Raw genomic sequence first — 22,432 nt, forward strand, 5'->3', positions numbered from 1 at the left:
GACGATGTGCGGGAGTCACTGGCAGGCTTCGCAGCCGGGGTCATCCATGGCGCAGAAGCGGATGTCGGTGCCGGGCGCGGCGGGCTGGGCAGCGGCGGCGGCTGCCACCGCTTGGGCTGCGGGCGCGGCATGGCTGCTGGGCACGGCATTGAGCACGCGGCTTTGGATGGTGGACTTTTCAGCCTGCGTGGCGCTGGTGGTGCGCAGGTAGTACGTGGTCTTGAGGCCGCGCACCCAGGCGAGCTTGTAGGCATCGTCGAGTTTCTTGCCCGATGCCCCTGCCATATAGATATTGAGGCTCTGCGCCTGGTCTATCCATTTCTGCCGCCGCGAGGCCGCTTCCACCAGCCAGACGGGATCGACTTCAAAGGCCGTGGCATACAGAGCCTTGAGCGCATGGGGCACGCGGTCGATGGGGCGCAGCGAGCCCTCAAAATGCTTGAGGTCCATCACCATCACGTCGTCCCACAGGCCCAGCTTCTTGAGGTCGCGCACCAGGAACTGGTTGATCACGGTGAACTCACCCGAGAGGTTGGACTTGACCGACAGGTTGCCAAACGAGGGTTCGATGGAGGCATCGACACCGACGATGTTGGAGATCGTGGCGGTGGGTGCGATGGCGACGCAGTTGGAATTGCGCATGCCGTCCTGCGCGATCTTGCGGCGCAGTGCTTCCCAGTCCAGCTGCATGCTGCGGTCCACCTGGACATAGTCGGCATGGCCTCGGGCCTGGGCGAGCAGGTCCAGCGTGTCCAGCGGCAGAATGCCCTGGCTCCACAGCGAGCCGGGGTAGCTGCTGTAGACACCGCGCTCGCGCGCCAGCTCGGTCGATGCCCAATAGGCGTAGTAGCAAACCGCCTCCATCGAGGTGTCGGCAAACTGCACCGCCGCATCGCTGGCGTAGGGGATGTGCAATTGGTAGAGGCTGTCCTGGAAGGCCATGATGCCCAGACCCACCGGGCGGTGGCGCAGGTTGGAGTCGCGCGCCTTGTCCACCGCGTAGTAGTTGATGTCGATGACGTTGTCGAGCATGCGCATGGCCGTGGCGACGGTGCGCTTGAGCTTGTCATGGTCCAGTGCCAGGCCGCCTTGCCCGTCATCTTTCAGGTGGCGCGCCAGGTTGACCGAGCCCAGGTTGCAGACGGCGGTTTCCGTGTCGCTGGTGTTGAGCGTGATCTCGGTGCAGAGGTTGGAGGAGTGCACGACGCCCGCATGCTGCTGTGGCGAGCGCAGGTTGCAGGCATCCTTGAAGGTGATCCAGGGGTGGCCGGTCTCGAACAGCATGGACAGCATCTTGCGCCACAGATCGACCGCCGGCAGCGTCTTGCTCAGCGCCAGTTCGCCGGTCGCCGCCTGGGCCTCGTAAGCGGTGTAGGCCCGCTCGAAATCCTTGCCAAAGCGGTCGTGCAGGTCAGGAACGTCCGAGGGTGAGAACAGGGTCCAGGTCCCTTTTTCCATGACCCGTTGCATGAACAGGTCGGGGATCCAGTTGGCGGTGTTCATGTCATGGGTGCGGCGGCGGTCATCACCGGTGTTCTTGCGCAGCTCCAGAAACTCCTCGATGTCCAGGTGCCAGGTCTCCAGGTAGGCGCAGACGGCGCCTTTGCGCTTGCCGCCCTGGTTGACGGCGACGGCCGTGTCGTTGACCACCTTGAGAAAAGGCACCACGCCCTGCGACTCGCCATTGGTGCCCTTGATGCGGGCACCCATCGCACGCACGGGGGTCCAGTCATTGCCCAGGCCCCCGGCAAACTTGGACAGCAGCGCGTTTTCGCGGATCGCATCGTAGATGCCGCCCAGGTCATCGGCCACGGTGGTCAGATAGCAGGACGACAGCTGCGAGCGCAAGGTGCCGCTGTTGAACAGGGTGGGGGTGGACGACATGAAGTCGAACGACGAGAGCAGGTCATAGAACGCAATGGCCCTGGCATTGCGGTCGTCCTCCTTCAGCGCCAGGCCCATGGCCACGCGCATGAAGAAGGCCTGGGGCAGCTCAATGCGCTGCTTGCGCACATGCAGGAAATAGCGGTCGTACAGAGTCTGCAACCCCAGGTAGTCAAACTGCAGATCGCGCTCGGGCTGGAGGGCTGCGGCCAGGCGCGGCAGGTCGAAGTCCAGCATCTCGGGCGCGAGCAGTTCATGCGCGACACCTTGCGCGACAAAGCCGGGGAAGTAGCTGCGGTAGGCCGCGCCCATGTCGGCACTGCTGACATCCTGGCCGATCACTTCGCGCGTGATGGTGTGCAGCAGCAGGCGCGCGGTGACAAAGCTGTAGTCGGGGTCTTTTTCAATCAAGGTGCGCGCTGCCAGGATCGATGCCTTGAACACCTCGTCCATCGGAACGCCGTCGTAGAGATTGCGCAGGGTCTCGCTGAGGATCGGTGCTGGGTCGACGTCCTGGCCCAACCCCTGGCATGCGGCCGCAATGCGGTCATGGAGTTTTTTGACGTCGAGCAGCACCGGCTGGCCCCGGTCCTGCACATGCAGGCTGGCATGGGCGGGTGTGTGCTGGGCCTGCAACTGCGCGCGCTCCTGGTTGCGGCGCTCGCGGTACAGCACGTAGGCCCGCGCGACCTCGTGGTTGCCGCCACGCATCAGACCCAGCTCCACCTGGTCCTGCACATCTTCGATGTGAAAAGTGCCGCCGCTGGGGCGCGAGCGCATCAGGGCGCGTACCACCGTGTGGGTCAGGTTCTCGACCACTTCGCGAACGCTGGCCGATGCCGAGCCCTGGCTGCCATGGACGGCCAGGAAGGCCTTCATGATGGCGGTGGTGATCTTTGCAGGCTCGAAGGGGACAACTGCGCCGTTGCGCCGCATGATCTGGTAGTCCGGCAGTACGGTGAATCCATCCAGGGTGCGCGAGCTGGTGGCCGGTGCGGCCTGTAGCTCGGAAAGCGAAGCAGCGCTCATGATGTCCTCTCAGTGGGTGCAAAAAACCGGAGAAACAGCGCTGTGGTATGCCGGTATCACCAAGCCTCTGGAAACCGCATCACACTACATGTAGTGTTTTCTTGAGCGCTGGACACTACCTGTAGTGTATGGGGCATTGCGCATTTTGTGTGTAGGGGCTGTCGCCATGCTGCGCAGCAAAACAGCGGCAACTGCGCATGGCGTCGTCATTTGGGCATGCAAACCACCGCTGTGCGTGTGTTGCGGGGCGATCCCCATTGCGAGCCTGCGCAAAACGGGGCCAGCGCACAGAAAAAATAATTTTTCAAACAGGAGAAAATCCCACATTTCGCAGGCGTCCGGGCCTGCAAAAATGCCAACGCGCGGCGAAAAAGGGCCTCTGCACCGATGGCAGATCTACAGCCCGATAGAAGGTGGAAACATCGCGGCAGGCCAGTCCAGCTCCTGCTGCAGGCGGGGCCAGGAAAAGCCGGGGCCGGGATCGTTCTTGCGGCCGGGCGCGATGTGCTCGTGGCCGGCGATATAGGCAATCGCATACTGCGCGCGGATCTGCTGGCACAGCTGCACCAGGCTCTGGTATTGCGCCGGCTCGAAGGTCTCGCCCTCCAGGCCTTCGAGTTCGATGCCGATGGAGTCGTCATTGCAGCGCGGCCGCCCGCGCCAGAACGACTGGCCGGCATGCCAGGCGCGGTCGTCGGCACTGACAAATTGCCACACGGCCCCTTCGCGGGTGATGAAGAAATGCGAGGAGACCTGCAGCCCGCGGATGGTCTGGAAGTACGGGTGCGCATCCCAGTCGAGCTGGTTGGTGAACAGGCGCTGGACATCGCCCGTGCCGTAGATGCCCGGTGGCAGGCTGATCGAGTGGACGACGATCAGATCGGTGCAGGCGCAATGGGGGCGGGGCCCGAAGTTGGGCGAGGGGCACAGCGTGGCCGTGCGCAGCCAACCCTGGTGCCAGAGCGCGGCATGCGCCGCCGCCGGGGGGCGGGCGTCCGCGCCGGGCGGCATCTCGGGCAGGTCTTGGGGCATGGCGTCAGTCCTAGGGCTGTACCCCATCGCTGGGATCGTGGATCTGCAGCCGTTCCATGCGGTAGCGGATCTGGCGCAGGCTGATGCCCAGCCGGTTGGCGGCGGCTGTGCGGTTGAAGCCGAACTCCTGCAGCGCGCGCACGAGGATATCGCGCTCGATGGCATCGAGCCAGGCCTGCAGATCCTGCGGAAGGGGAAAGCGCTCGCCGTGGGCCGGTAGCGCAGAGGGGAGGGGCGGTTCTGCGGCCACCCGTGGCGCGGCGGGCGCCAGGTAGGCAGGGGTTTGCTCGGCAGCGATGCTCTGAACTGCAGCGTTCGCAGGCCCCCCGGAGCGCGCAGGCTCGATATGCAGAAACGGCCCGTCACTCAGCGCGACAGAGCGCAGCAGCAGGTTCTCCAGTTCGCGCACGTTGCCCGGCAGTGCGTGGCCGGCAAGCGCTTGCAAGGCCTCCGGGCCGAGCTGGGGCACCGGCTGGCCGCTTTCGTGGGCAATGCGCTCAAGCAGCACCTCGCACAGCGCCGGCAGATCCTCGCGGCGTTCGCGCAGCGGCGGGATGAAGATATCGATGACGTTGAGGCGGTAGTACAGGTCCTGGCGGAACCGCCCTGCCTGCACATCGGCGGCCAGGTCGCGGTGGGTGGCGCTGACGATGCGCACATCGACGGCTTCCTCCTGCTGGGCACCCAGCGGCCGCACCTTGCGCTCCTGGATCGCCCGCAGGAGCTTGGCCTGCATCGCCAGCGGCAGCTCGCCGATTTCGTCGAGGAAGAGCGTGCCACCATGGGCGGCCTGGAAAAAGCCGTCCCGGTCCTGGTTGGCGCCCGTATAGGCCCCTTTGCGGGCTCCAAAGAATTCGGCTTCGAGCAGGTTTTCAGGGATGGCGCCGCAGTTGACCGCCACCATCGGGCCACTGGCGCGCTGGCTGCGGCGGTGCAGCGACTGGGCCACCAGCTCCTTGCCGGTGCCCGACTCGCCGCGCACCAGAATGGGTGCCATGCTGCCGGCCACCTTGGCAATGCGCTCGCGCACCTGCTGCATGACCAGCGAGGGGCCAATCAGTTCGCGCTGCGAAGCGTCTTGCGGCAATGGGGGCGTGCCCGGCTGCGCCGGCGCTTGAAAAGCGGCCGGCGATGGAGCTTGCGCAGGCGCATCCTGCAGCCCCTGGCTGGCCGATGCCACCACCTGGCGGAACTGCTTGAGATCGACCGGCTTGGTCAGGTAGTCAAATGCCCCCTCGCGCAACGCCGCGACCGCGTTGTCGGCCGAGCCGTAAGCGGTCATCACGATGGCGCGCTCGCTGCGGCTTTGGCGGCGCAGGTCCTGCAGCAGCTCCATGCCCAGGCCGTCGGGCAGGCGCATGTCGGTGATCAGAATCTCGAAGCGGCGCTGTTGCAGCTGGGCGCGCGCTTCCTGCACCGAGCCCGCCGTAAATACCCGGTAGCCTTCACGCAGCAGGGTCAGCTCGTAAAGCGTTCGGAGGTCGGGCTCGTCGTCCACGACCAGAACAGTGGTGTTTTCAAAACTCATGCCTGGTGGATCAATTCAGTCTGCAGGGGGTGCGCAGGGCTGGCGGCGCGGCGAAACTGCACGATGAAGGCATTGCCCTGTGCCAGCTCGGGCAGCGCTGCGCTCTGCCTTTCATAGCGGATCATAGCGCCATGGCGGGTGCACAGTTCGCGGCAGATGTAGAGGCCCAGGCCGCTGGAGCGGCTCTCGGAGGAGAAGAAGGGCTCGAACAGGTGTTTCTCGATCGTCGGCTCGATCGGCGCGCCATCGCTCCAGACCACCAAGGTGGTGGTGCCCGTCAGGCTGCTGTGGGTGCCCACGCGCAGCGAGCCCGCATGCGCGCTGCGATAGCGCTGGCCGTTGTTGAGCAGGTTGTAGAGCAGCTGGCGCAGGTGACCGGTATCAAAGGCCACCAGGCTGTCATCGGCGTCCAGCGCCAGCGCCAAGGTATGCGCAGCAGGGGCCAGCGACATCCAGTCGTGGCAGATCTGCAGCACGGTCTCGTTGAGGGCGACGGATTCTCCGTCGCCTGGCTGGATCTGGTTGTGCACGCGCGCGATGTCCAGAATGTCTTCGGCAATGCGGCCCAGGCGCTGGGCATTTTGCTCGACCATGTAGGTCAGGCGTTTCTGGCCCGGGTCGGTCAGCTCCTCGTCCAGCAGTGCATTGGCCTGGGTGATGGCGGTCAGCGGGTTGCGGATTTCATGGGCGACAGCGGCCGACATCCGGCCCATGGCCGCCATTTTTTCGGTTCGCAGACGCGCTTCAATTTCGCGCAGGTCATGCAGAAACACCAGGCACAGGGGGTCGTTGTCATGGCTGCCGATGCTGCCGAAGGTCGGCAGCGGGTGCGTCAACCATGTGCGCACATGCAGGCCGATCGGCGCGGTCTGCGGCGCCGTGAGCGCCAGATCCTGTGACAGAGGTTTTTGCCCGGCAAAGGTCTGGGTGACCTGTTCCACCACTGCCCGCCAGGCTGGCAACTGGGCCAGTTCCAGCGGCAGATGGGGATGGCCGAGCAAGGCCATCGCGGCGGGGTTGGCAATACGCACCTGCAGGGCCTGGTCGGCCACCAGCACGCCATCGGGCAGGTTCTGCAGGATCAGTGCATTGATCTGCTCTTGCTGGTTGGCCGCAGCGGCATTGCGCAGGCCGTGCAAGGTTTCGCGCTCCACCCGCGAGGCGAGCAGACGCACAAGAATGCCCACCAGAAAATAGGCAGCGCCTGCCAGCCCGGCCTGCACGGTGTTCTGTGTCGCATCGAGTTCAAACACCGAGGTGCGGAAGCTCAGGGATTCGACAATCAGGAAGATCGTGATGTAGGCGCAGCTGCCCAAGGTCACCAGCCAGCCGCCCAAGGTGCCGGCAAACAGCACGGCCAGGCCAAACATCGGCGTCAGCGTGTAGGTGCCGGTCTTCGTCACTTCGAGCAGCGAGATCAGCAGCAGGTCCATGCCCACCGTCGGCAGCCAGGCATAGACGCGGCGCTGCGGAGGTGGTTTGTGGCTGAGCGCGGCGTACAGCATCGCCGAGACGCCGTAGGTACCCAGCAGCGCCAGTTGCGACAGCAGCGGGCCCGCTAGCACTGGCGTGATGGCCATCGCCCCAAGCGCCAGCAGCAGCGCGACAAATACGCGGGCCACCAGATAGCCGCGCCACAGGCGCTTGAATGGGGTTTCCATCAACTCCAGCGCTGCCATGGTGGAAGCGCCCAACGCTCAGCGCCGGCCAGGCGGCACGGCCTGGGCAAGATGGGCTTGTGAGCAGTAATGCGCGCCCTGGTAGCTGATCGCATCGGACTGGGGCAGGTGCACGCCGCAGTGGGCGCAGTGCACCATGGGTTCGGGCTTGGCCAGCCCTTTCTTGGGCGGCGGGGGCATGTTCTTGACCCGTTGGCTGCGCCACATGTGCCAGCCCACGGCCAGCACCAGCAATACCAGCAAATACTTCATGGTGGCTCAGTGTTTCAAGATGACTTCAAGGACAAAGCGCGAGCCCACATAGGCCAGCAGCAGCAAGGTGGCGCCCACATAGAGCATGTTGACAGCGCGCTGTCCGCGCCAGCCAAAGCGCTTGCGGCCCACCAGCAGCACGGCAAAGGTCAGCCAGGCCAGCAGCGAAAATACCGACTTGTGGTTCCATACCCAGGCCTTGCCGTACAGCGCTTCGCCAAACCACCAGCCCGCGAGCAGGGTCGCCGACAGCAGGATGAAACCCGCTGTGACAAAGCGGAATGTCAGCCGCTCCAATGCCAGCAGCGGCAGCCCGCCATCGTGGCTGCCATCCTGGCGCATCTGGCGCTCGGCCCGGGTCATCAGTGCGGCGTGGACCACGGCGGCAGCAAACAGGCCATAGGAGGCGATGCCCAGTGCCAGGTGCAGCGGCAGCCACGGCGAGGCATTGACATGCAAGGGGCTGCCGGGGAACACGCCGGCCAGCAGCACGGCGATGCAGCCCATCGCCGACAGCGGCCAGCGCGAGCGCAGCTGGGGGTAGAGCTGCTGCTCGACTACGTAGACCGTGAGCACCAGCCAGGCAGTCACCGACAGGGCCGGCGCAAAGCCGAAGTGGGGCGTGTCGCCCATCAGGCTCCAGGCAATCGCTGCCAGATGCAGCGCCCAGGCCGCGCGCAAGCCCAGCCGTGCGCTGGACTCCTGCAGGCGTCGGGCCGCAAGTGCGGGAATGGCGTAGGCAATGGCTGCTGCAATGGCCAGCGCCCAGCCGATGGGGCTGGTGCTGGCTGCGGCAATGGCGGGAGAGAGCATGCCCGCTATCATAGCGGCGGCAGAAACCCTGTGCGGCCTGCGCCTGCGGCAGCGCCTGTCAATCTACCGGCTATTGCAGGCAGTGGCAGGCAGTGGCAGGCAGTGGCTGGCGATGGCCGGTGATCACGAGTGATGGCCGCTGCCGGCGCCGCCCGCGCACAGCACGCGCCACAGACAGTCGCAGCGGCGTCACTCTCCCCGCCGGCGTCGCGTGAGTGCCGCCACGGGCTGCTAGAGGCCGATACTGGTCGCGCAGACGCGGTTGCGGCCATGGGTTTTGGCGTCGTACAGCAGCTCATCGGCGCGCCGCAGGCAGTCTTCCATGCTGTCGGCAGGGCCGCAGTGCACGGTCAGCACACCGCAGCTGACGGTCAGCGCCGGCGCGGTCGTCGACGCTGCATGGGCAATGGCCATGGCCTGCACCTCCTGGCGAAAGCGCTCCACCACCTCCAACGCATCGGCGTGGCCGGGCAGGATCAGCGCAAACTCTTCGCCGCCGAAGCGGGCGGCCAGATCATAGGGTCGGCGGGCATGGCGTGCCAAGGTGCCCGCCACCTGCTTGAGCGCCTCATCGCCCTGCACGTGGCCGTAGTGGTCGTTGTACAGCTTGAAGTGATCAATATCGATCAGTGCCAGGCCCAGCGGGTCATTTCTGCGCAGGCACATGCGGTGGCAGCGCTGCAGCATGTCGTCAAAATGCCGGCGGTTGGCCAGATTGGTGAGTCCGTCGACCTGGGCCAGACGCTGCAGCGCCTGGCGTTGCAGCGCCAGATCGATCTGGTTGCGCACCCGCACGCTGACGACGGCCGGGCGAATCGGCTTGGAGACGTAGTCGGCCGCGCCCAGGCGCAGTCCATACTCCTCGGCAGCGGCATCGCTTTGGCCGGTGATGAAGATGATGGCGATACCGGCAGTCGCTTCCTGTTTGCGCAGCTGCGTCAACACCTCGTAACCATTCATGCCGGGCATGCTCACATCCAGCAGCACCAGCAGCAGGCGGTGTGACTCGCGGGCGGCAATTGTCAACGCGCTGGGGCCGTCCTTGGCCAGCAGCACGCGGTACTGCTGGCCCAGCAGCTCCGCGAGCATGGAGCGGTTGACGCGCTCGTCATCCACAATCAGGATGGTGGGTTGGTCGTTATCGGGCTCGGCTTGCATGGTGCGTGATCCAAAAACTCAAATCTCAATAGCGCAGACGAAGGCGCTCAGGGCAAAATCTGTTCCAGGCGCTCGATCGCGGCGAGCGCAGCATCGGCATCGAGGTCCTCGACATGCTGCAGGATTTGCTGCAGCAAAGGCGTCCAGCGGGCGGCAGGGCTGGCGCCGAGCATGCGCTCGAGTTCGCTGACTGCCGCGTAATCCCCATCGGCCACCAGGCGTTTGAGGTGCTGGAGATCCTGGCGCAAAGTGGTGGCCGGAGCAGGGTGGGGAGCTGGGGCCTCCGCCGCCGGCGCAGGCGCGGAGGCTGGACTGTGGCGGGTGGCCAGGCCCTGCAGCAAGGTCTGCAGCTGCGCCGCAAACTCCGTGGTCTCGGCGTGCAGCCGAGGATCGGGTGGGGCAGAGGAGGGTGGCTGTTGTGCCTGCTCCCGGGCCTGGTTTTCAATGGACTCGGCCGCTTGCACCAGTGCTGCTGCATCGAGGTAGCCGAGCGCGCCCTTGAGCGAGTGGGCCAGCATCGACAGCGGCTGCCATGCCGACTGCTGCGCATGCAGCACCAGGGTGTGGGGGGCGTCCGCAAAATCGCGGTAAAAGCCCGCCAGCACCCGTTCTACCCGCTCGGCATTGCCTTGAAAGCGCTGCAGCATCTTGGCATGGTTGGGCCCCGAGGGGGCGACGAAGCGGGCTTCATCGCGCAGGAACTCGGACTCTGGCGCATCCAGGTCGCCGCCCTGGCTGCCGGGGCCTGCGATCCATTCGGTCAGCGTTTCGTACAGCTTGCGCTCATCGATGGGCTTGGTCAGGTGCGCGTTCATGCCCGCCTCTTCGATCGCGCTGCGGTCTTCGACCCGGGCCTGCGCGGTCAGCGCAATCACGGGCAGCTGCTGCAGATGGGGGAGCTGGCGCAGTGCGCGCGTAGCGTCCAGCCCGTCCATCTGGGGCATGTGCACGTCCATCAGCACGGCATCGTAGCGGTGGTGTTCCAGCATGCTGAGTGCCTCGGCACCGTTGGTGGCCAGGCTCACCTGCACGCCCACCAGGCTGAGAAAATCGGCCGCAACCTCGCGGTTCAGCGCATTGTCATCCACGACCAGCACGTTTTTACCGCGCAGGTTCGGATACAGCTGGGAGAGGTCGGCATGCAGGCTCTGAGGATGGGCCGCCGGCTCGGACAGTGCGCGCCGCGAGACGCCGCCGCCTTGCGACTGCAAGGCTTCCAGGATGGCATTGAACAGTACCGATTGCGTGACGGGCTTGATCAGCAGACCTTGCAGGCGCAAGGCCTCGGCCTTGCGCATCACCTCGTCGCGGCCGTAGGCCGTCACCATCAGCACCGCAGGGGTGGCGGACAGGTGCTCTTCCTCGCGAATGCGGCGGGCGACCTCCAGTCCGTCCATGCCCGGCATGCGCCAGTCCATCAGTACCAGGCCATAGGGGGTGCCGACGCGAGAGGCGAGCTGCAGATCGGACAGCGCCTGCTCGCCCGAGTCCACCGTATCGGCCCGCATGCCGAAGCCGCGCACCATCTCGGCCAGAATGTCACGTGCGCTGGCATTGTCGTCAACGATCAGCACGCGGTCCACCGGCGTGCCGTGGTAGCGGGCCGGCTTGGGGGCTTGCTGGGCCTGTGCGGTCTGCAGCTGCACCGAGAAGTAAAAGGTGCTGCCCAGACCCGGGCTGCTCTCGACCTTGAGCTCGCCGCCCATCTGGCCGACCAGGCGCTGGCAGATCGCCAGCCCCAGACCCGATCCGCCATAGCGCCGCGTGGTCTGGCTGTCGGCCTGTGAAAACGGGCGGAAAAGCTGGCTCATCTGCGCGGCGCTCATGCCGATACCGGTGTCCTTGACGGTCACCTCCAGGCCGATCTTGCCCGGTGCCAGCGGCCGGTTGCCGGCAGCCGCGGTGGTGCGGATGCTGATCACCACCTCGCCCAGGTGCGTGAATTTGATGGCGTTGCTCACCAGGTTGTTGAGCACCTGGCTCAGGCGCAGCGGGTCACCGCTCAGCTGCCGGGGCACATCGGGAGCGACCGAATACACCACCTCGATGCCTTTTTCCTCGGCGCGCAATGTGGTGACCGCCGACACGGTCTCCAGTACATCGTCGAGCGCAAACTCCACATTCTCCAAGGTGAGCATGCCCGCTTCGATCTTGGAAAAATCCAGGATGTCATTGATGACCGACAGCAGCGCATTGGCCGACAGTTCGACCTTTTCCAGGTAGTTGCGCTGCTTGGGCAGCAGCGGGGTCTGCTGGATCAGGCGCGTCATGCCGATGACCGTGTTCATCGGGGTGCGGATCTCATGGCTCATCGTGGCCAGGAACTCGGACTTGGCGCGTTCGGCGGCCTCGGCCATCTCCTTGGCCTTTTGCAGCGCCAGCTCGGCCTCACGCTCGCGCGTGATGTCGAGCATGATGCCGTCCCAGACCGTGCCGGACTCTTGGCGGCTGGGCGCCGAGCGGCAGCGCAGCCAACGCAGGCCGCCATCGGGCCGGATGATGCGGAAGCTGCAATCAAACAGGCTCAGGCGCTCCAGCGCCTCGCGCTGCTGCTGCCGGTACATGGCCAGATCGGCCGGGTGGATGGTTCGGGTATAGGCGGCGTTGTCGGCCATGATCGCCTGGGCACTGACGCCGATCAGCTTTTCAATGCCGGCGCTGATATAGCTCATGCGCAGGCTGGCGGACGTTGCCTCGACCCGGTAGATCGCCCCGCTGGGCAGGTTGTCGGCCAGCGCTTCAAGCCGCTGGCGCGCCTGCTCGCGCTCCGACAGATCCTGCAAGGTGCCGCTGAGGCTGACGATGCGGCCGCTGCCGTCATAGTCGGCCTGGCCCAGAATGCTGGCGGGGAACTGGCCGCCGTCGGGGGTGTAATGCGTCACGTCGAGCCGGTACGGCTGGCCGGTCTGGGCGCACTGGGCAATGGCCGCCATGACCTTGGCATAGTCCTGCGGCGGCATCATCTGCGCAATGTTGTCCTGTGTCAGCTTGGGCCCCTGCGGGTCCAGGCCATTCATCTCGTACATCATCTCCGAGGCTTCAATCTCACCGCTGGCCAGGTCCAGGGTCCAGCTGCCGATGCGAGAGAGCCGCTCTGCGCGGCGCAGCGAGTCATAGCTCTTGCGCAGCTGGCTTTCGGACTCGCGCATCTGCGTCATGTCGCGCGATATGCCCAGCAGCCCGATCACCTCGCCATGCTCATTGCGGTACTGGCTTTTGATGGACTGGAAGCTGAGCTTGCGGCCTTCTATCAGCGCATGTGACTCCGAGACCAACGGCGTGGTGGTGCGGTACACCGCGGCATCGTCCTCCGCGAAGTTGTTGCGGCCCCCCAGGATTTCGGCATCGGTCTTGCCGATGAGGCCGCCGGGCGGCACCTGGGCAATAGCTTCGGCGGCCGGATTGGCGAACACATAGCGGCCCTGCCGATCCTTGACAAAGACGATATCCGAGGTGCCACGCATCACCGCGTCGAGCAGGTCTGTCGACTGACGCCATTGCTGCGTGCTTTTTTCGACCTGCTGCTCCAGCGCGGCATGGAGCAATTGAATTTCCTGGTCGCGGCGTACCCGCTCGGTGATGTCGTGCGCGATCGTGAAAAAGCGCTTCTCGCCATCGACCAGCTGGCAGGTAATGTGCACTTCGACCGGAAAGCAGGAACCGTCCTTGCGTTGGTGGGTGTTGGTGACGACCTTGCGTGCGCCCGGCTCCATCTTTTGCCACCGCGCCTGCAACTCCGACGCCGAGGCGTCAAGGGCAAAATCGGCCACGTTCATCGCCATCAACTCGGCCATGCTGTAGCCCATCTCCCGGTAGGCTTGGGCATTGACATCCAGGATCCGGCCTTGCACATCGGTCACGAAGAAGGCGTCCGAAAAATGGTCTAGCAAGTGGCGATACGGCGTATCTGGCATCGGTGGTCCTGGTCAAAGAAAGCGCCACCTGGGGGTGGCGGGCAGGGCATGGGGCATGGCGGGCCACCCTGCAACGGCCATGTGGGCAAGCGGCGGCTCGTCAAACATTGTCGTGGCTGCAGGCAGGCCTGGGCGCAAGCTCAGAGCCTAAATTCGTTTGGCACTTCCCGGGCAAAGATTTGGCTATGGTCGGGGACGGGTCATAGTTTCTTGCGCTGCCCAGCAGCCCGGGAGCCCCGCCACCGGGCCTGCCGGGGGCAAGCGGGTAGAATCAAAGGTTTGCAGGGCTGTGGGTTACAGCCCCTGGCGCCAGCCCTCTGCGCCCGGCCACCGGGTATCTGCATGACTGCGGCGCCGCCTTTGCCACGATTACTCAAGACTCCACCCTATGGCTTCCGCACTGACCGATAAACTCTCGCGCCTCGTCAAGGAAATGCGTGGCCAGGCCCGTATCACCGAATCCAACGTCCAGGACATGTTGCGCGAAGTGCGCATGGCCCTGCTGGAGGCGGATGTGGCCTTGCCCGTGGTGCGCGATTTCATTGCCCGCGTCAAGGAAAAAGCGCTGGGCCAGGAAGTGCTGGGCAGCCTCAAGCCAGGCCAGACCCTGGTGTCGATCGTCAACAAGGAGCTCGCCGCCACAATGGGCGAAGGCGTGGCCGACATCAACCTGCAGGCCCAGCCGCCTGCGGTGATCCTGATGGCCGGCCTGCAAGGCGCTGGCAAGACGACCACCACGGCCAAGCTGGCCAAGCACCTGATCGAGCGGCGCAAGAAGAAGGTGCTCACCGTCTCCGGTGACGTGTACCGCCCTGCGGCGATCGAGCAGCTCAAGACCGTGACCCAGCAAGCCGGTGCCGAATGGTTCCCCAGCACCCCCGACCAAAAGCCGTTGGATATTGCCAACGCTGCGCTGGATTACGCCAAGAAGCATTACTTCGATGTACTGCTGGTCGATACGGCCGGCCGGCTGGCGATCGATGAAGTGCTGATGACCGAAATCCAGCAGTTGCACAGCGCCCTCAAGCCGGTCGAGACCTTGTTCGTCGTCGATGCCATGCAGGGCCAGGATGCGATCAATACCGCCAAGGCCTTCAAGGAAGCCTTGCCGCTGACCGGCATTGTGCTGACCAAGCTTGACGGTGACTCGCGCGGCGGTGCAGCGCTGTCGGTGCGCCAGATCACCGGTGCGCCGATCAAGTTCGCCGGCGTGTCCGAGAAGATCGACGGCCTGGAAGTGTTCGATGCCGAGCGCCATGCACAGCGCGTGCTGGGCATGGGCGACATCGTCGCGCTGGTCGAGCAGGTCTCCAAGGGCGTGGACCTGCAGGCGGCCCAGAAGATGGCCGAGAAGATCAAGTCCGGCGACGGCTTCGACCTGAACGACTTCCTCGGCCAGCTCCAGCAGATGAAGCAGATGGGCGGTCTGTCGACGTTGATGGACAAGCTCCCTTCCGAGCTGGCTGGCAAGGCCGGTCAGGTCGACATGGACAAGGCCGAGCGCGAGGTGCGCCGCAAGGAAGGCATCATCTGCTCGATGACGCCCTTTGAACGCTCCAAGCCCGAACTCATCAAGGCCACGCGCAAGAAGCGCATTGCAGCGGGCGCTGGCGTGCAGGTGCAGGAGGTCAACCGCCTGCTCAACGAGTTTGGCCAGATGCAGCAGATGATGAAGAAGATGAAGGGTGGCGGCCTGATGAAGATGATGAAGAAGATGGGCGGCATGAAAGGCATGATGGGCGGCGGCATGCCCAAGCTGCCGTTCTAAGCGCACCTGGGCTTCCAGCGCTGCTCCCACAACAACGCCTGCGCACCGCAGGCGTTGTTGTATCCAGGGGGCGCGGAGTTAGGACACCACGACCTGGGCCTCGCCCGCCTGCATATGGCCGACCACGCAGGCGTCGCCAAAGCCCTGGGTTTTGAAGATGTCCAGCACCTGGCCAACAGCATCCGGGGTGCAGGAAACCAGCAGGCCACCGGAGGTTTGCGGATCGGTCAGCAGGCTGCGCATCGCGTCGGTCACCTGCGCATCCAGCGCCACATGGCTGCCGTAGGACGCCCAATTGCGGCCCGATGCGCCGGTCACCACGCCTTGCTGGGCCAGGTCCAGCACGCCGGGCAGCAGCGGCAGCGCCTGGCTGTCGATCACGGCCGTCAGCTGCGCGCCCCGTGCCAGCTCCAGCGTATGGCCCAGCAAACCAAAGCCGGTGACGTCCGTCAGCGCATGCACATCGGCCAGCTGCGCCAGCGCCGCACCGGGCCGGTTGAGCTGGGTGGTGGTGCGCACCATGCTGGCGTAGGCACTGTCGCTGAGCAGGCCTTTTTTCAGCGCGGCCGATTGGATGCCGACGCCGATGGCCTTGCCCAGGATCAGCACATCGCCCGCCTGGGCATCGCGGTTGCGCTTGAGCTGCGCGGGGTTGACGATGCCGATGCCCACCAGGCCATAGATGGGCTCGACCGAGTCGATGGAGTGGCCGCCGGCCAGCGGGATGCCGGCATCGCGGCAGACCGATTCGCCGCCTTCGAGAATCTTGGCGATGACTTCATGGGGCAGCACATTGATCGGCATGCCGACAATGGCCAGCGCCATCAGCGGCGTGCCGCCCATCGCGTAGATATCCGACAGTGCATTGGTCGCAGCAATGCGGCCAAAGTCATAGGGGTCGTCCACGATGGGCATGAAGAAGTCGGTGGTCGCGACAATCGCCTGCGTGTCGTTGATCTGGTAGACCGCCGCGTCGTCTGCCGTCTCGGTGCCCACCAGCAAAGGTGCATAGAACTGTTTGGGTACCGCGCTGCGGCTCATCAGATCAGCCAGCACCCCGGGTGCAATCTTGCAGCCGCAGCCACCGCCATGCGACAGCGAGGTCAGGCGCGGCGACGCGGACAGGGGCGTGGTGGGGGCATTCATACAGACATCCTCAAGGGTTACAGACTAGCGGGCAAAGCGGCGCCGCCGAGGGCGGCCCACCATTATCGGCGCGTTGGCGGGCGGGCGTGCGCTGTGCTGATTTGCCGGAAACGAGGCGCGAGTCGCCCGGGGATCCTGAATTCCATATTTCATCGCGTATGCTTTCCGTATTTTCTGCGAGTCCCTGTAAAAGCTGGAATGAGACAAAACAATTTCGATGTATTGCGACTTGGCGCAGCGCTGGGCGTTTTTATGGCCCATGGCTCACTCTTCTATGATTTACAGATTTCATCGTTTTTCAACGGTGTCTACAGCATTGGATCGCTTTCTGTATATGTCTTCTTCTTCGTCAGTGGCTACCTGAATTTCCAGAGCTGGAACCGAGGCCCGCAATGGGCTTCGTTCGGGACCAAGCGTGCGCTACGGATCTTTCCCGGGCTACTGGTGGCGGCCTTCGTATCGGTGTTTGTCATCGGTGGGTTGATGACAACGCTGGACCTGACGGACTTTCTCGCGTCTGAGCAAACCTGGGTGTTATTCCTCAACTATGCCAGCGCTCTCGCCACGCAGAATGACCTGCCTGGCGTGTTTGCAAACAACCCGATCCCCCATGCGGTCAACGGTTCGTTGTGGACCATCAAGTACGAGGTCATGATGTATGTGCTGCTCGTCGTGTTTGGCATGGCGTTTGGGCTGTCCCGCCGGCTTTTGGTGGCGGCAGTGGTCGTGTCGGCTGCTGCCTTTTTGCTGGTCAAGGATCCCAGCCTGGACGAAGGGGCGGTGACTTGGCGAGATTTCTGGCAATTCGCAGCCATTTTCTTCGCCGGGGCTGCGTTCAACTACCTCCCTGTGAACCAGCGGCATTGGGTGATCCCGCCCATGCTGGTTGGCTTTGTCATTGCCTGCACGGGCACCAACTTGGCCGTCGTACAGGGCGGTGTCTTTCTTTGCTTGCCCTGTGCTGTTTTTCTGCTGGCCTATTGGAGGCCCCTGACCCGCATCCGCCTGCGCCATGATCTGTCCTACGGCATCTACATCTATGCCTTTCCGGTTCAGCAGGCGATCGCCGAGATCAGTCTTCGGCATGGCATCTCAAAGCCCAGCTACATGGCGATGGCCTTGGGCCTGGTGTTGTTGCTGGCGCTGGCTTCCTGGATCTTCATCGAACGGCCGGCCATCGCGTGGTCTCGGTCATTGGTTACATCTTTTCATAGACACCTGGTCACGCGTCCTTCTTGAGAGGCTTGGGACACTTAGAATGCGCATAGCCTTGTGAGCCACTCACAAATCTATGAAATGATTAAGCATATACAGATACTTCGATTTTTGGCGGCGATGTGGGTCGCCGTTTTTCATGGAGCCGTGCTCGGGATTTTTACTGATTTTCCCCATTGGCTGGGTTTTATTATCAACATGGGTTATGCAGGTGTTGATATATTTTTTGTCATCAGTGGCGTGATCATGGCCCACTCCACAAAAAATACAGCCCACGGGGTGCGTGCCGCTGGGGCATTTGTGCTGACCCGTTTTTCAAGAATTTACATGGGTTGGTGGCCTGCACTGCTGTTGTATCTCGTCTTTTTCAAAGTGACGCAGCAGCTTGACCCGCACATAAATTTCCAAGGATCATTTTATCTGTATTTCACCGACTTGACCGGTTTGATCAATATTGTGATTTGGTCGCTGATGTTCGAGTTGTATTTTTACATTTTGATGGCAGCAGCGCTGCTTTTCTCTCGTGATCAGCGCCAGAATTTTCTGAAGATCATGTTGGGGGTGCTGGTTGTCATCAATGTCTATTTTTTCCTTGACCGCACGGGTGCAGACGCTGGATTGCAGAGGGATTGGATCAAGCTGTTTTATGTGGCTCCAATCGTGGCGGAGTTTTTCATGGGGTACTTTTTATACCATTATCTCCAAAGCCACTCTTCATCGCCATGGAAGCTGTGGGGCTTGCTAGCAGCAGCATCCCTGGGGTTGCTGGTGTACATGGCGCCTCACTTTGAAGACCATCCCTATGGTCTGGCGAATTTTCATTACTGGCCGGAGCGCACCTTGCTGATGGGGGGCGCTGCTTTGGCTATCGCCGGTTTGGCATTGACGCTACCCTCTCCGCGAAGCCCCATTGCACGGATAATGGCAAAGCTTGGCGATTATTCTTATGCCATATATGTGCTGCACATATTGGTGTTCAATATGGCGCTTGTGCTATTGCCTTGGAAGAGTCTGGATGGCCTGCCTCGTATCGCCATCGCGATTTTCGTCCTGCTGGCTTTGCTATCCGCGTCGGCTGTCTACTACCACGCCGTAGAGCGTCCTCTGTACATGTTCTGCCGCGAGAAGATCAATCGCTGGCTCCAGCCTCTGTCCAGCGACCGATCTTCGCTCGGTACGATCCACAAGAATCAACAGCTGCGATGAGGCGTGCGCTGGTTCCTGGACAAAAGCACATACGGAAAAAAGGAACGTGGACTGCTACCTGTGCCGCTGTGGCCCGGCTGCACATCGATCGGAGTCCACTAAAACAGGCGGCATGCAGGCACCGCCAGAACCTTGCGTGGGCGGGGGGAACCCTGTGAGGATGGGTGGGTGCATGTCCCGCGCGGCCCGCATCGCTGGATGGCGGCCAAATGGCGGAAGGCAGCTGGAGTCGAACCAACCCAGGAGTGGCTGACACCCCTCACCGGGTTTGAAGCCCGGCCGCACCACCGGGCACGATTGCCTTCCCTGTAACACGGGCGTGTTGGGCAAGATGGCCGATTGTAGCGGCTCTGCGCGGCGCCTGCGGCTGGCGCTGCCGCAGACCCTTGGGTGGCTTACGAGGTGGTGCCTGCCTGCCAGCGCACACCGGGGCGCAGCACATGCGTATCGCGCACGCGGCGGGTGTAGCCCACGCGGTCGAAGAACTCCAGGATCTGGATGGCGCGCTTGCGGCCCAGGGCCGTGGCGTCGCGGAAGGCATGGGCCTGCACTTCACCGCGCTCGGCCTGCTGGGCCAATTCTGCGGTGAGCGCCGCCAGCGCATCCATGCAGGGCGCGGCATAGAACAAGTCCTTGACCACCTGGAACACCAAACCCTGGCGCGAGAGCTTTTTGAGCAGCTGGCGCACCAGCTCCTCTCCGGCGCCATGGTCGCGGGCCAGGTCGCGCACCCAGGGCGGGTCAAAGCGGCCTGCGGTGATGGCCGGCAGCAGCCGCTGGGCCAGGGCTTGTTCGGCCTCGCTCAGTTGCATGGTGTGGCCGGGCAGGTGCAGCCAGGCGCCGCTGCTGGCGATCTGGCCGGCGGCGATCAGCGCATCGAGCAGGCCGTGGTAGAGGGCATCGTGGGGGCCATGCTGCAGCGCAGGCAGGGCCATGCGGCGCAGCCGGGCTGCGTTGATGCCGGGCTCGTCGGGGGCCACTTCGTGGAAGCGTCGCAGTGCTTGCAGCAGTTGGTCTTGCAGTGCCTGCCAGGCAGCGCTGTCTACCAGCAGCGCATCGCCGTCGGGCAGTGGCAGGCTTTGGCAGTTGTCGGCAATGGCGGGTGTCGCGCTGCCGGTTAGCCGCACCAGCTGCGAGCGTGCCAGGCCCAGCGGGGCCTCGGCCAGCAGCGGGCCGGTGTCGGCCGTGTCAATCCAGTGCGCCAAGGCAGCCAGGTAGGCCATGCGGCTTTCGCTGCGGCGCTTGCGGGCGGGAGCATAGGGGTCAAGCACCATGGCACCGGCAATGGTGCGGTTGGCCTGGGCGTTGCGCACGATGACACGGTCACCCGGCAGCACCAGGGCCGGTGCGTCCAGCACCAGCTGGGCCAGTGCTTCGGTGCCGGGAGGCAGGTCGCCATCCTGCAGCAAGGCAACGTGGCCCGTGCAGCGCATCGTGCCCAGGTGGATGTGCACGGCCGACCATTGGGCCAGCGGTGGCGCATCGGCGAGCAGGTGCAGGCGCACATCCATGCGCTGGGTGGTCTGGCGCAGGCGGGCGTCCATGATCCAGTCGCCGCGCGTGATGGCTTCCTTGGTAATGCCTGCCAGGTTCAACGCGCAGCGCTGGCCGGCCAGGCCCTGCGCGCTGGCCTGGTTTTGGGCATGGATGCTGCGCACGCGCACGGGCGCGCCGCTGGCCGAATGCACAAGGCTGTCGCCCACAGCCACCTGGCCATTGAAGACGGTGCCCGTCACCACCGTGCCTTGGCCGGGTAGGCTGAAGACCCGGTCCACCGCCAAGCGGAACAGCCCGCCCTGGGTGCGTGGGGGCATGGCCTGGGCCTGCTGGTGCAGGTGCTGGCGCAGCGCCCAGACGCCCGGATCATCGGGCAGCGCGGCTGCGGTTTCAAAGATGGGTGCTTCGGCCAGGTTGCTGCGGGCCAGGATGGCGGTGATCTCGTCCCGCACCTCATCGATGCGGGCGCGGGGCACGCGGTCCACCTTGGTAAGGGCCACTGTGCTCTGGCGGATGCCCAACAGCTGCAAAATTTCCAGATGCTCCAGGGTCTGGGGCATCACGCCGTCATCGGCGGCCACCACCAGCAAGGCATGGTCAATGCCCACGGCCCCGGCGGCCATGGTATGCACAAATTTTTCATGGCCGGGCACATCGATGATGCCCAGCACATCGCCATTGGCCAGCGGGGTGTAGGCGTAGCCCAGCTCGATCGAGATGCCGCGTGCCTTTTCTTCCTTCAGGCGGTCGGTCTCCACGCCGGTGAGCGCGCGCACCAAGGTCGTCTTGCCATGGTCGATATGGCCTGCGGTGCCGATGATCATGCCTGGCCGTCCTTGCCGCCGCTGTCCAGGGCCAGCTGCTGCAGGTTGGCGGCAAAGGCGGCCTGGTCGGCGGCTTCCAGGCAGCGCAGGTCCAGCCAGAGCGCATCGTCGCGCAGACGGCCGATCACCGGGCGCGGCAACTGGCGCAGCGCGGCTTCCAGCTGCTGCAACAGGCGCCCGGCGCGTTTGCGCTCTTGGGGGCGTACCACCAGGCCATGGCTGGGCAGGCTTTCGACGGGCAATGCGCCGCTGCCGATCTGGCTGGTCATCGCGGCATGTTCCACCCGATAGTCCGGCCCCAGCAGGCTTTGCAGCGGTGCCTGCAGCGCAATCGCCTGCTGCTCCATGGCGGCAGCCGGGCGGGTGAAGAGACGCAAGGTGGTCAGGCGTTCGGCCAGTTTCTCGGGGTGCAGGTAGAGGCGCAACGTAGGTTCAAGCGCGGCCAGGGTGAGCTTGCCCACGCGCAGCGCACGCTTGAGCGGGTTCTTCTTGATCTGGGCGATCAAGGCCTTGCTGCCAACGATGATGCCGGCCTGCGGGCCGCCCAGCAGCTTGTCGCCGCTGAAAGTGACGATGTCGGCACCGGCCTCGATGGTCTCGCGCACAGTCACCTCATAGGGCAGGCCCCAGTCGCGCATGTCGATCAGGGTACCGCTGCCCAGGTCCACGATCAAGGGCAGCTGGCGCGCATGGGCGATGCGCGCCACATCGGCCTCGGCCACTGACTTGGTGAAGCCGCTGATCGCGTAGTTGCTGCAGTGGACCTTCATCAGCGCGGCGCTGTGCTCGCCCAGCGCCGCTTCGTAGTCTTTCTCATGGGTGCGGTTGGTGGTGCCCACCTCGACCAGGCGGGCGCCGGCGCGCGTCATCACATCCGGGATGCGGAAGGCGCCGCCAATCTCGACCAGCTCGCCGCGCGAGACCACCACCTCCTTGTCGCGCGCCAACGTGGACAGCACCAGCAGCACGGCGGCCGCATTGTTGTTGACGATGGTGGCCGCTTCGGCGCCGGTCAGGCGGCAGACCAGGTCTTCGACCAGGTCATCGCGGTCGCCGCGGCCGCCGTCGGCCAGGTCGTACTCCAGATTGCTGGGGGTCGCCAGCGCCTGCACCACGGCGTCGATGGCCTCCTGGGGCAGCAGCGCCCGGCCCAGGTTGGTGTGCAGCACCGTGCCGGTCAGGTTGTAGACCGCTTTCAGACGCGGCGCAAACAGCTGTTGGAGCTTTTGTTCGGCGGCGTCCAGCAAGGCATCGGCACCGTCTGCGCTGCTGCCCGCCTGTGCCAGCCAGCGGCTGCGGGCCTCGCCCAGCGCTACGCGGATGGCCTGCGTGCACTGGGTCTTGCCGTAGCCTTCCAGCAGCGCAGCGGTGCGCGGGTGCTGCAGCAGCTTGTCAACAGAGGGCAGGTGGGAAGGTGCGTTCATGGGCAAACCAGCTCAAACAGGGGCAGAAATAAAAAAACGATGGGCTGCGGCAGCAGCGCCATC

The 22,432-nt window shown here is 64.4% G+C and carries 15 protein-coding genes and 1 tRNA gene; 4 read left to right on the plus strand and 12 right to left on the minus strand.

Features of this window, described 5'->3' with window-relative positions:
• Window positions 1-15 precede the first annotated feature (15 nt).
• The 6 genes from AB7A72_RS09960 to AB7A72_RS09985 all read right to left on the minus strand — a co-directional run bounded on the left by AB7A72_RS09960 (window position 16) and on the right by AB7A72_RS09985 (window position 8,217).
• Window positions 16-2,913 (minus strand): ribonucleoside-diphosphate reductase subunit alpha, encoded by a 2,898-nt coding sequence (locus AB7A72_RS09960; RefSeq protein WP_369459800.1) that lies wholly within the window; start codon window positions 2,911-2,913, stop codon window positions 16-18.
• Window positions 2,914-3,309: 396 nt separating this feature from the next.
• Window positions 3,310-3,924 carry a 1,6-anhydro-N-acetylmuramyl-L-alanine amidase AmpD gene (gene ampD, locus AB7A72_RS09965; protein ID WP_312453136.1) on the minus strand — a complete coding sequence of 205 codons (615 nt, stop codon included), beginning with the start codon at window positions 3,922-3,924 and terminating at the stop codon, window positions 3,310-3,312.
• Between the two features lie 31 nt (window positions 3,925-3,955).
• On the minus strand, window positions 3,956-5,473 hold the full coding sequence (locus tag AB7A72_RS09970) for a sigma-54-dependent transcriptional regulator (protein WP_369459801.1): 1,518 nt from the start codon (window positions 5,471-5,473) through the stop codon (window positions 3,956-3,958).
• Window positions 5,470-7,167, minus strand: a complete 1,698-nt coding sequence (locus tag AB7A72_RS09975) for an ATP-binding protein (protein WP_369459802.1) — start codon at window positions 7,165-7,167, stop codon at window positions 5,470-5,472. Before AB7A72_RS09975 ends, AB7A72_RS09970 begins: the two co-directional genes overlap by 4 nt.
• Window positions 7,168-7,170: 3 nt before the next feature.
• Window positions 7,171-7,404, minus strand: coding sequence for a PP0621 family protein (locus AB7A72_RS09980; protein ID WP_312412438.1), 234 nt, complete (start codon window positions 7,402-7,404; stop codon window positions 7,171-7,173).
• A 6-nt stretch (window positions 7,405-7,410) separates the two neighbouring features.
• On the minus strand, window positions 7,411-8,217 hold the full coding sequence (locus AB7A72_RS09985) for a cytochrome C assembly family protein (RefSeq protein ID WP_239809355.1): 807 nt from the start codon (window positions 8,215-8,217) through the stop codon (window positions 7,411-7,413).
• On the opposite strand from AB7A72_RS09985, the gene AB7A72_RS09990 reads away from it, so the two are divergent.
• The gene (locus tag AB7A72_RS09990; RefSeq protein ID WP_369459803.1) at window positions 8,216-8,350 is read left to right on the plus strand and encodes a hypothetical protein; all 135 of its coding nucleotides are present in this window, start codon (window positions 8,216-8,218) and stop codon (window positions 8,348-8,350) included. The genes AB7A72_RS09985 and AB7A72_RS09990 overlap by 2 nt on opposite strands.
• Before the next feature lie 98 nt (window positions 8,351-8,448).
• Here the strand turns inward: AB7A72_RS09990 and AB7A72_RS09995 are convergent, their stop codons facing one another.
• Window positions 8,449-9,375 carry a diguanylate cyclase gene (locus AB7A72_RS09995; protein ID WP_239809354.1) on the minus strand — a complete coding sequence of 309 codons (927 nt, stop codon included), beginning with the start codon at window positions 9,373-9,375 and terminating at the stop codon, window positions 8,449-8,451.
• Window positions 9,376-9,422: 47 nt separating this feature from the next.
• Window positions 9,423-13,289 (minus strand): response regulator, encoded by a 3,867-nt coding sequence (locus tag AB7A72_RS10000; protein WP_369459804.1) that lies wholly within the window; start codon window positions 13,287-13,289, stop codon window positions 9,423-9,425.
• A 388-nt stretch (window positions 13,290-13,677) separates the two neighbouring features.
• Here AB7A72_RS10000 and ffh point away from each other — a divergent pair, with 388 nt between their 5' ends.
• Window positions 13,678-15,057, plus strand: a complete 1,380-nt coding sequence (ffh, locus tag AB7A72_RS10005; RefSeq protein WP_239809352.1) for a signal recognition particle protein — start codon at window positions 13,678-13,680, stop codon at window positions 15,055-15,057.
• Between the two features lie 78 nt (window positions 15,058-15,135).
• Here the strand turns inward: ffh and selD are convergent, their stop codons facing one another.
• On the minus strand, window positions 15,136-16,182 hold the full coding sequence (gene selD, locus AB7A72_RS10010; protein WP_407064969.1) for a selenide, water dikinase SelD: 1,047 nt from the start codon (window positions 16,180-16,182) through the stop codon (window positions 15,136-15,138).
• Window positions 16,183-16,401: 219 nt separating this feature from the next.
• Between selD and AB7A72_RS10015 the strand changes: the two genes are divergently transcribed.
• Together AB7A72_RS10015 and AB7A72_RS10020 are read left to right on the plus strand one after the other, a co-directional pair.
• Complete coding sequence (locus AB7A72_RS10015; RefSeq protein WP_369459806.1) at window positions 16,402-17,442, plus strand: acyltransferase family protein; 1,041 nt, start codon at window positions 16,402-16,404, stop codon at window positions 17,440-17,442.
• A 57-nt stretch (window positions 17,443-17,499) separates the two neighbouring features.
• Window positions 17,500-18,624, plus strand: a complete 1,125-nt coding sequence (locus AB7A72_RS10020) for an acyltransferase family protein (RefSeq protein ID WP_369459807.1) — start codon at window positions 17,500-17,502, stop codon at window positions 18,622-18,624.
• A 210-nt stretch (window positions 18,625-18,834) separates the two neighbouring features.
• On the opposite strand, the gene AB7A72_RS10025 is transcribed toward AB7A72_RS10020, so the two are convergent.
• The 3 genes from AB7A72_RS10025 to selA all read right to left on the minus strand — a co-directional run bounded on the left by AB7A72_RS10025 (window position 18,835) and on the right by selA (window position 22,369).
• Window positions 18,835-18,930, minus strand: a tRNA-Sec gene (locus tag AB7A72_RS10025).
• An 89-nt stretch (window positions 18,931-19,019) separates the two neighbouring features.
• Window positions 19,020-20,945: a selenocysteine-specific translation elongation factor gene (gene selB / locus AB7A72_RS10030; RefSeq protein WP_369459808.1), complete on the minus strand. Its 1,926-nt coding sequence runs from the start codon at window positions 20,943-20,945 to the stop codon at window positions 19,020-19,022.
• A complete protein-coding gene (gene selA, locus AB7A72_RS10035; RefSeq protein WP_369459809.1) occupies window positions 20,942-22,369 on the minus strand; it encodes an L-seryl-tRNA(Sec) selenium transferase in 1,428 nt (475 codons plus the stop codon). Before selA ends, selB begins: the two co-directional genes overlap by 4 nt.
• Between the last annotated feature and the right edge of the window lie 63 nt (window positions 22,370-22,432).

The sequence above is a fragment of the Comamonas sediminis genome, from assembly GCF_041107495.1.
In the GTDB taxonomy this organism is placed as follows: Bacteria; Pseudomonadota; Gammaproteobacteria; order Burkholderiales; family Burkholderiaceae_C; genus Comamonas; species Comamonas sediminis.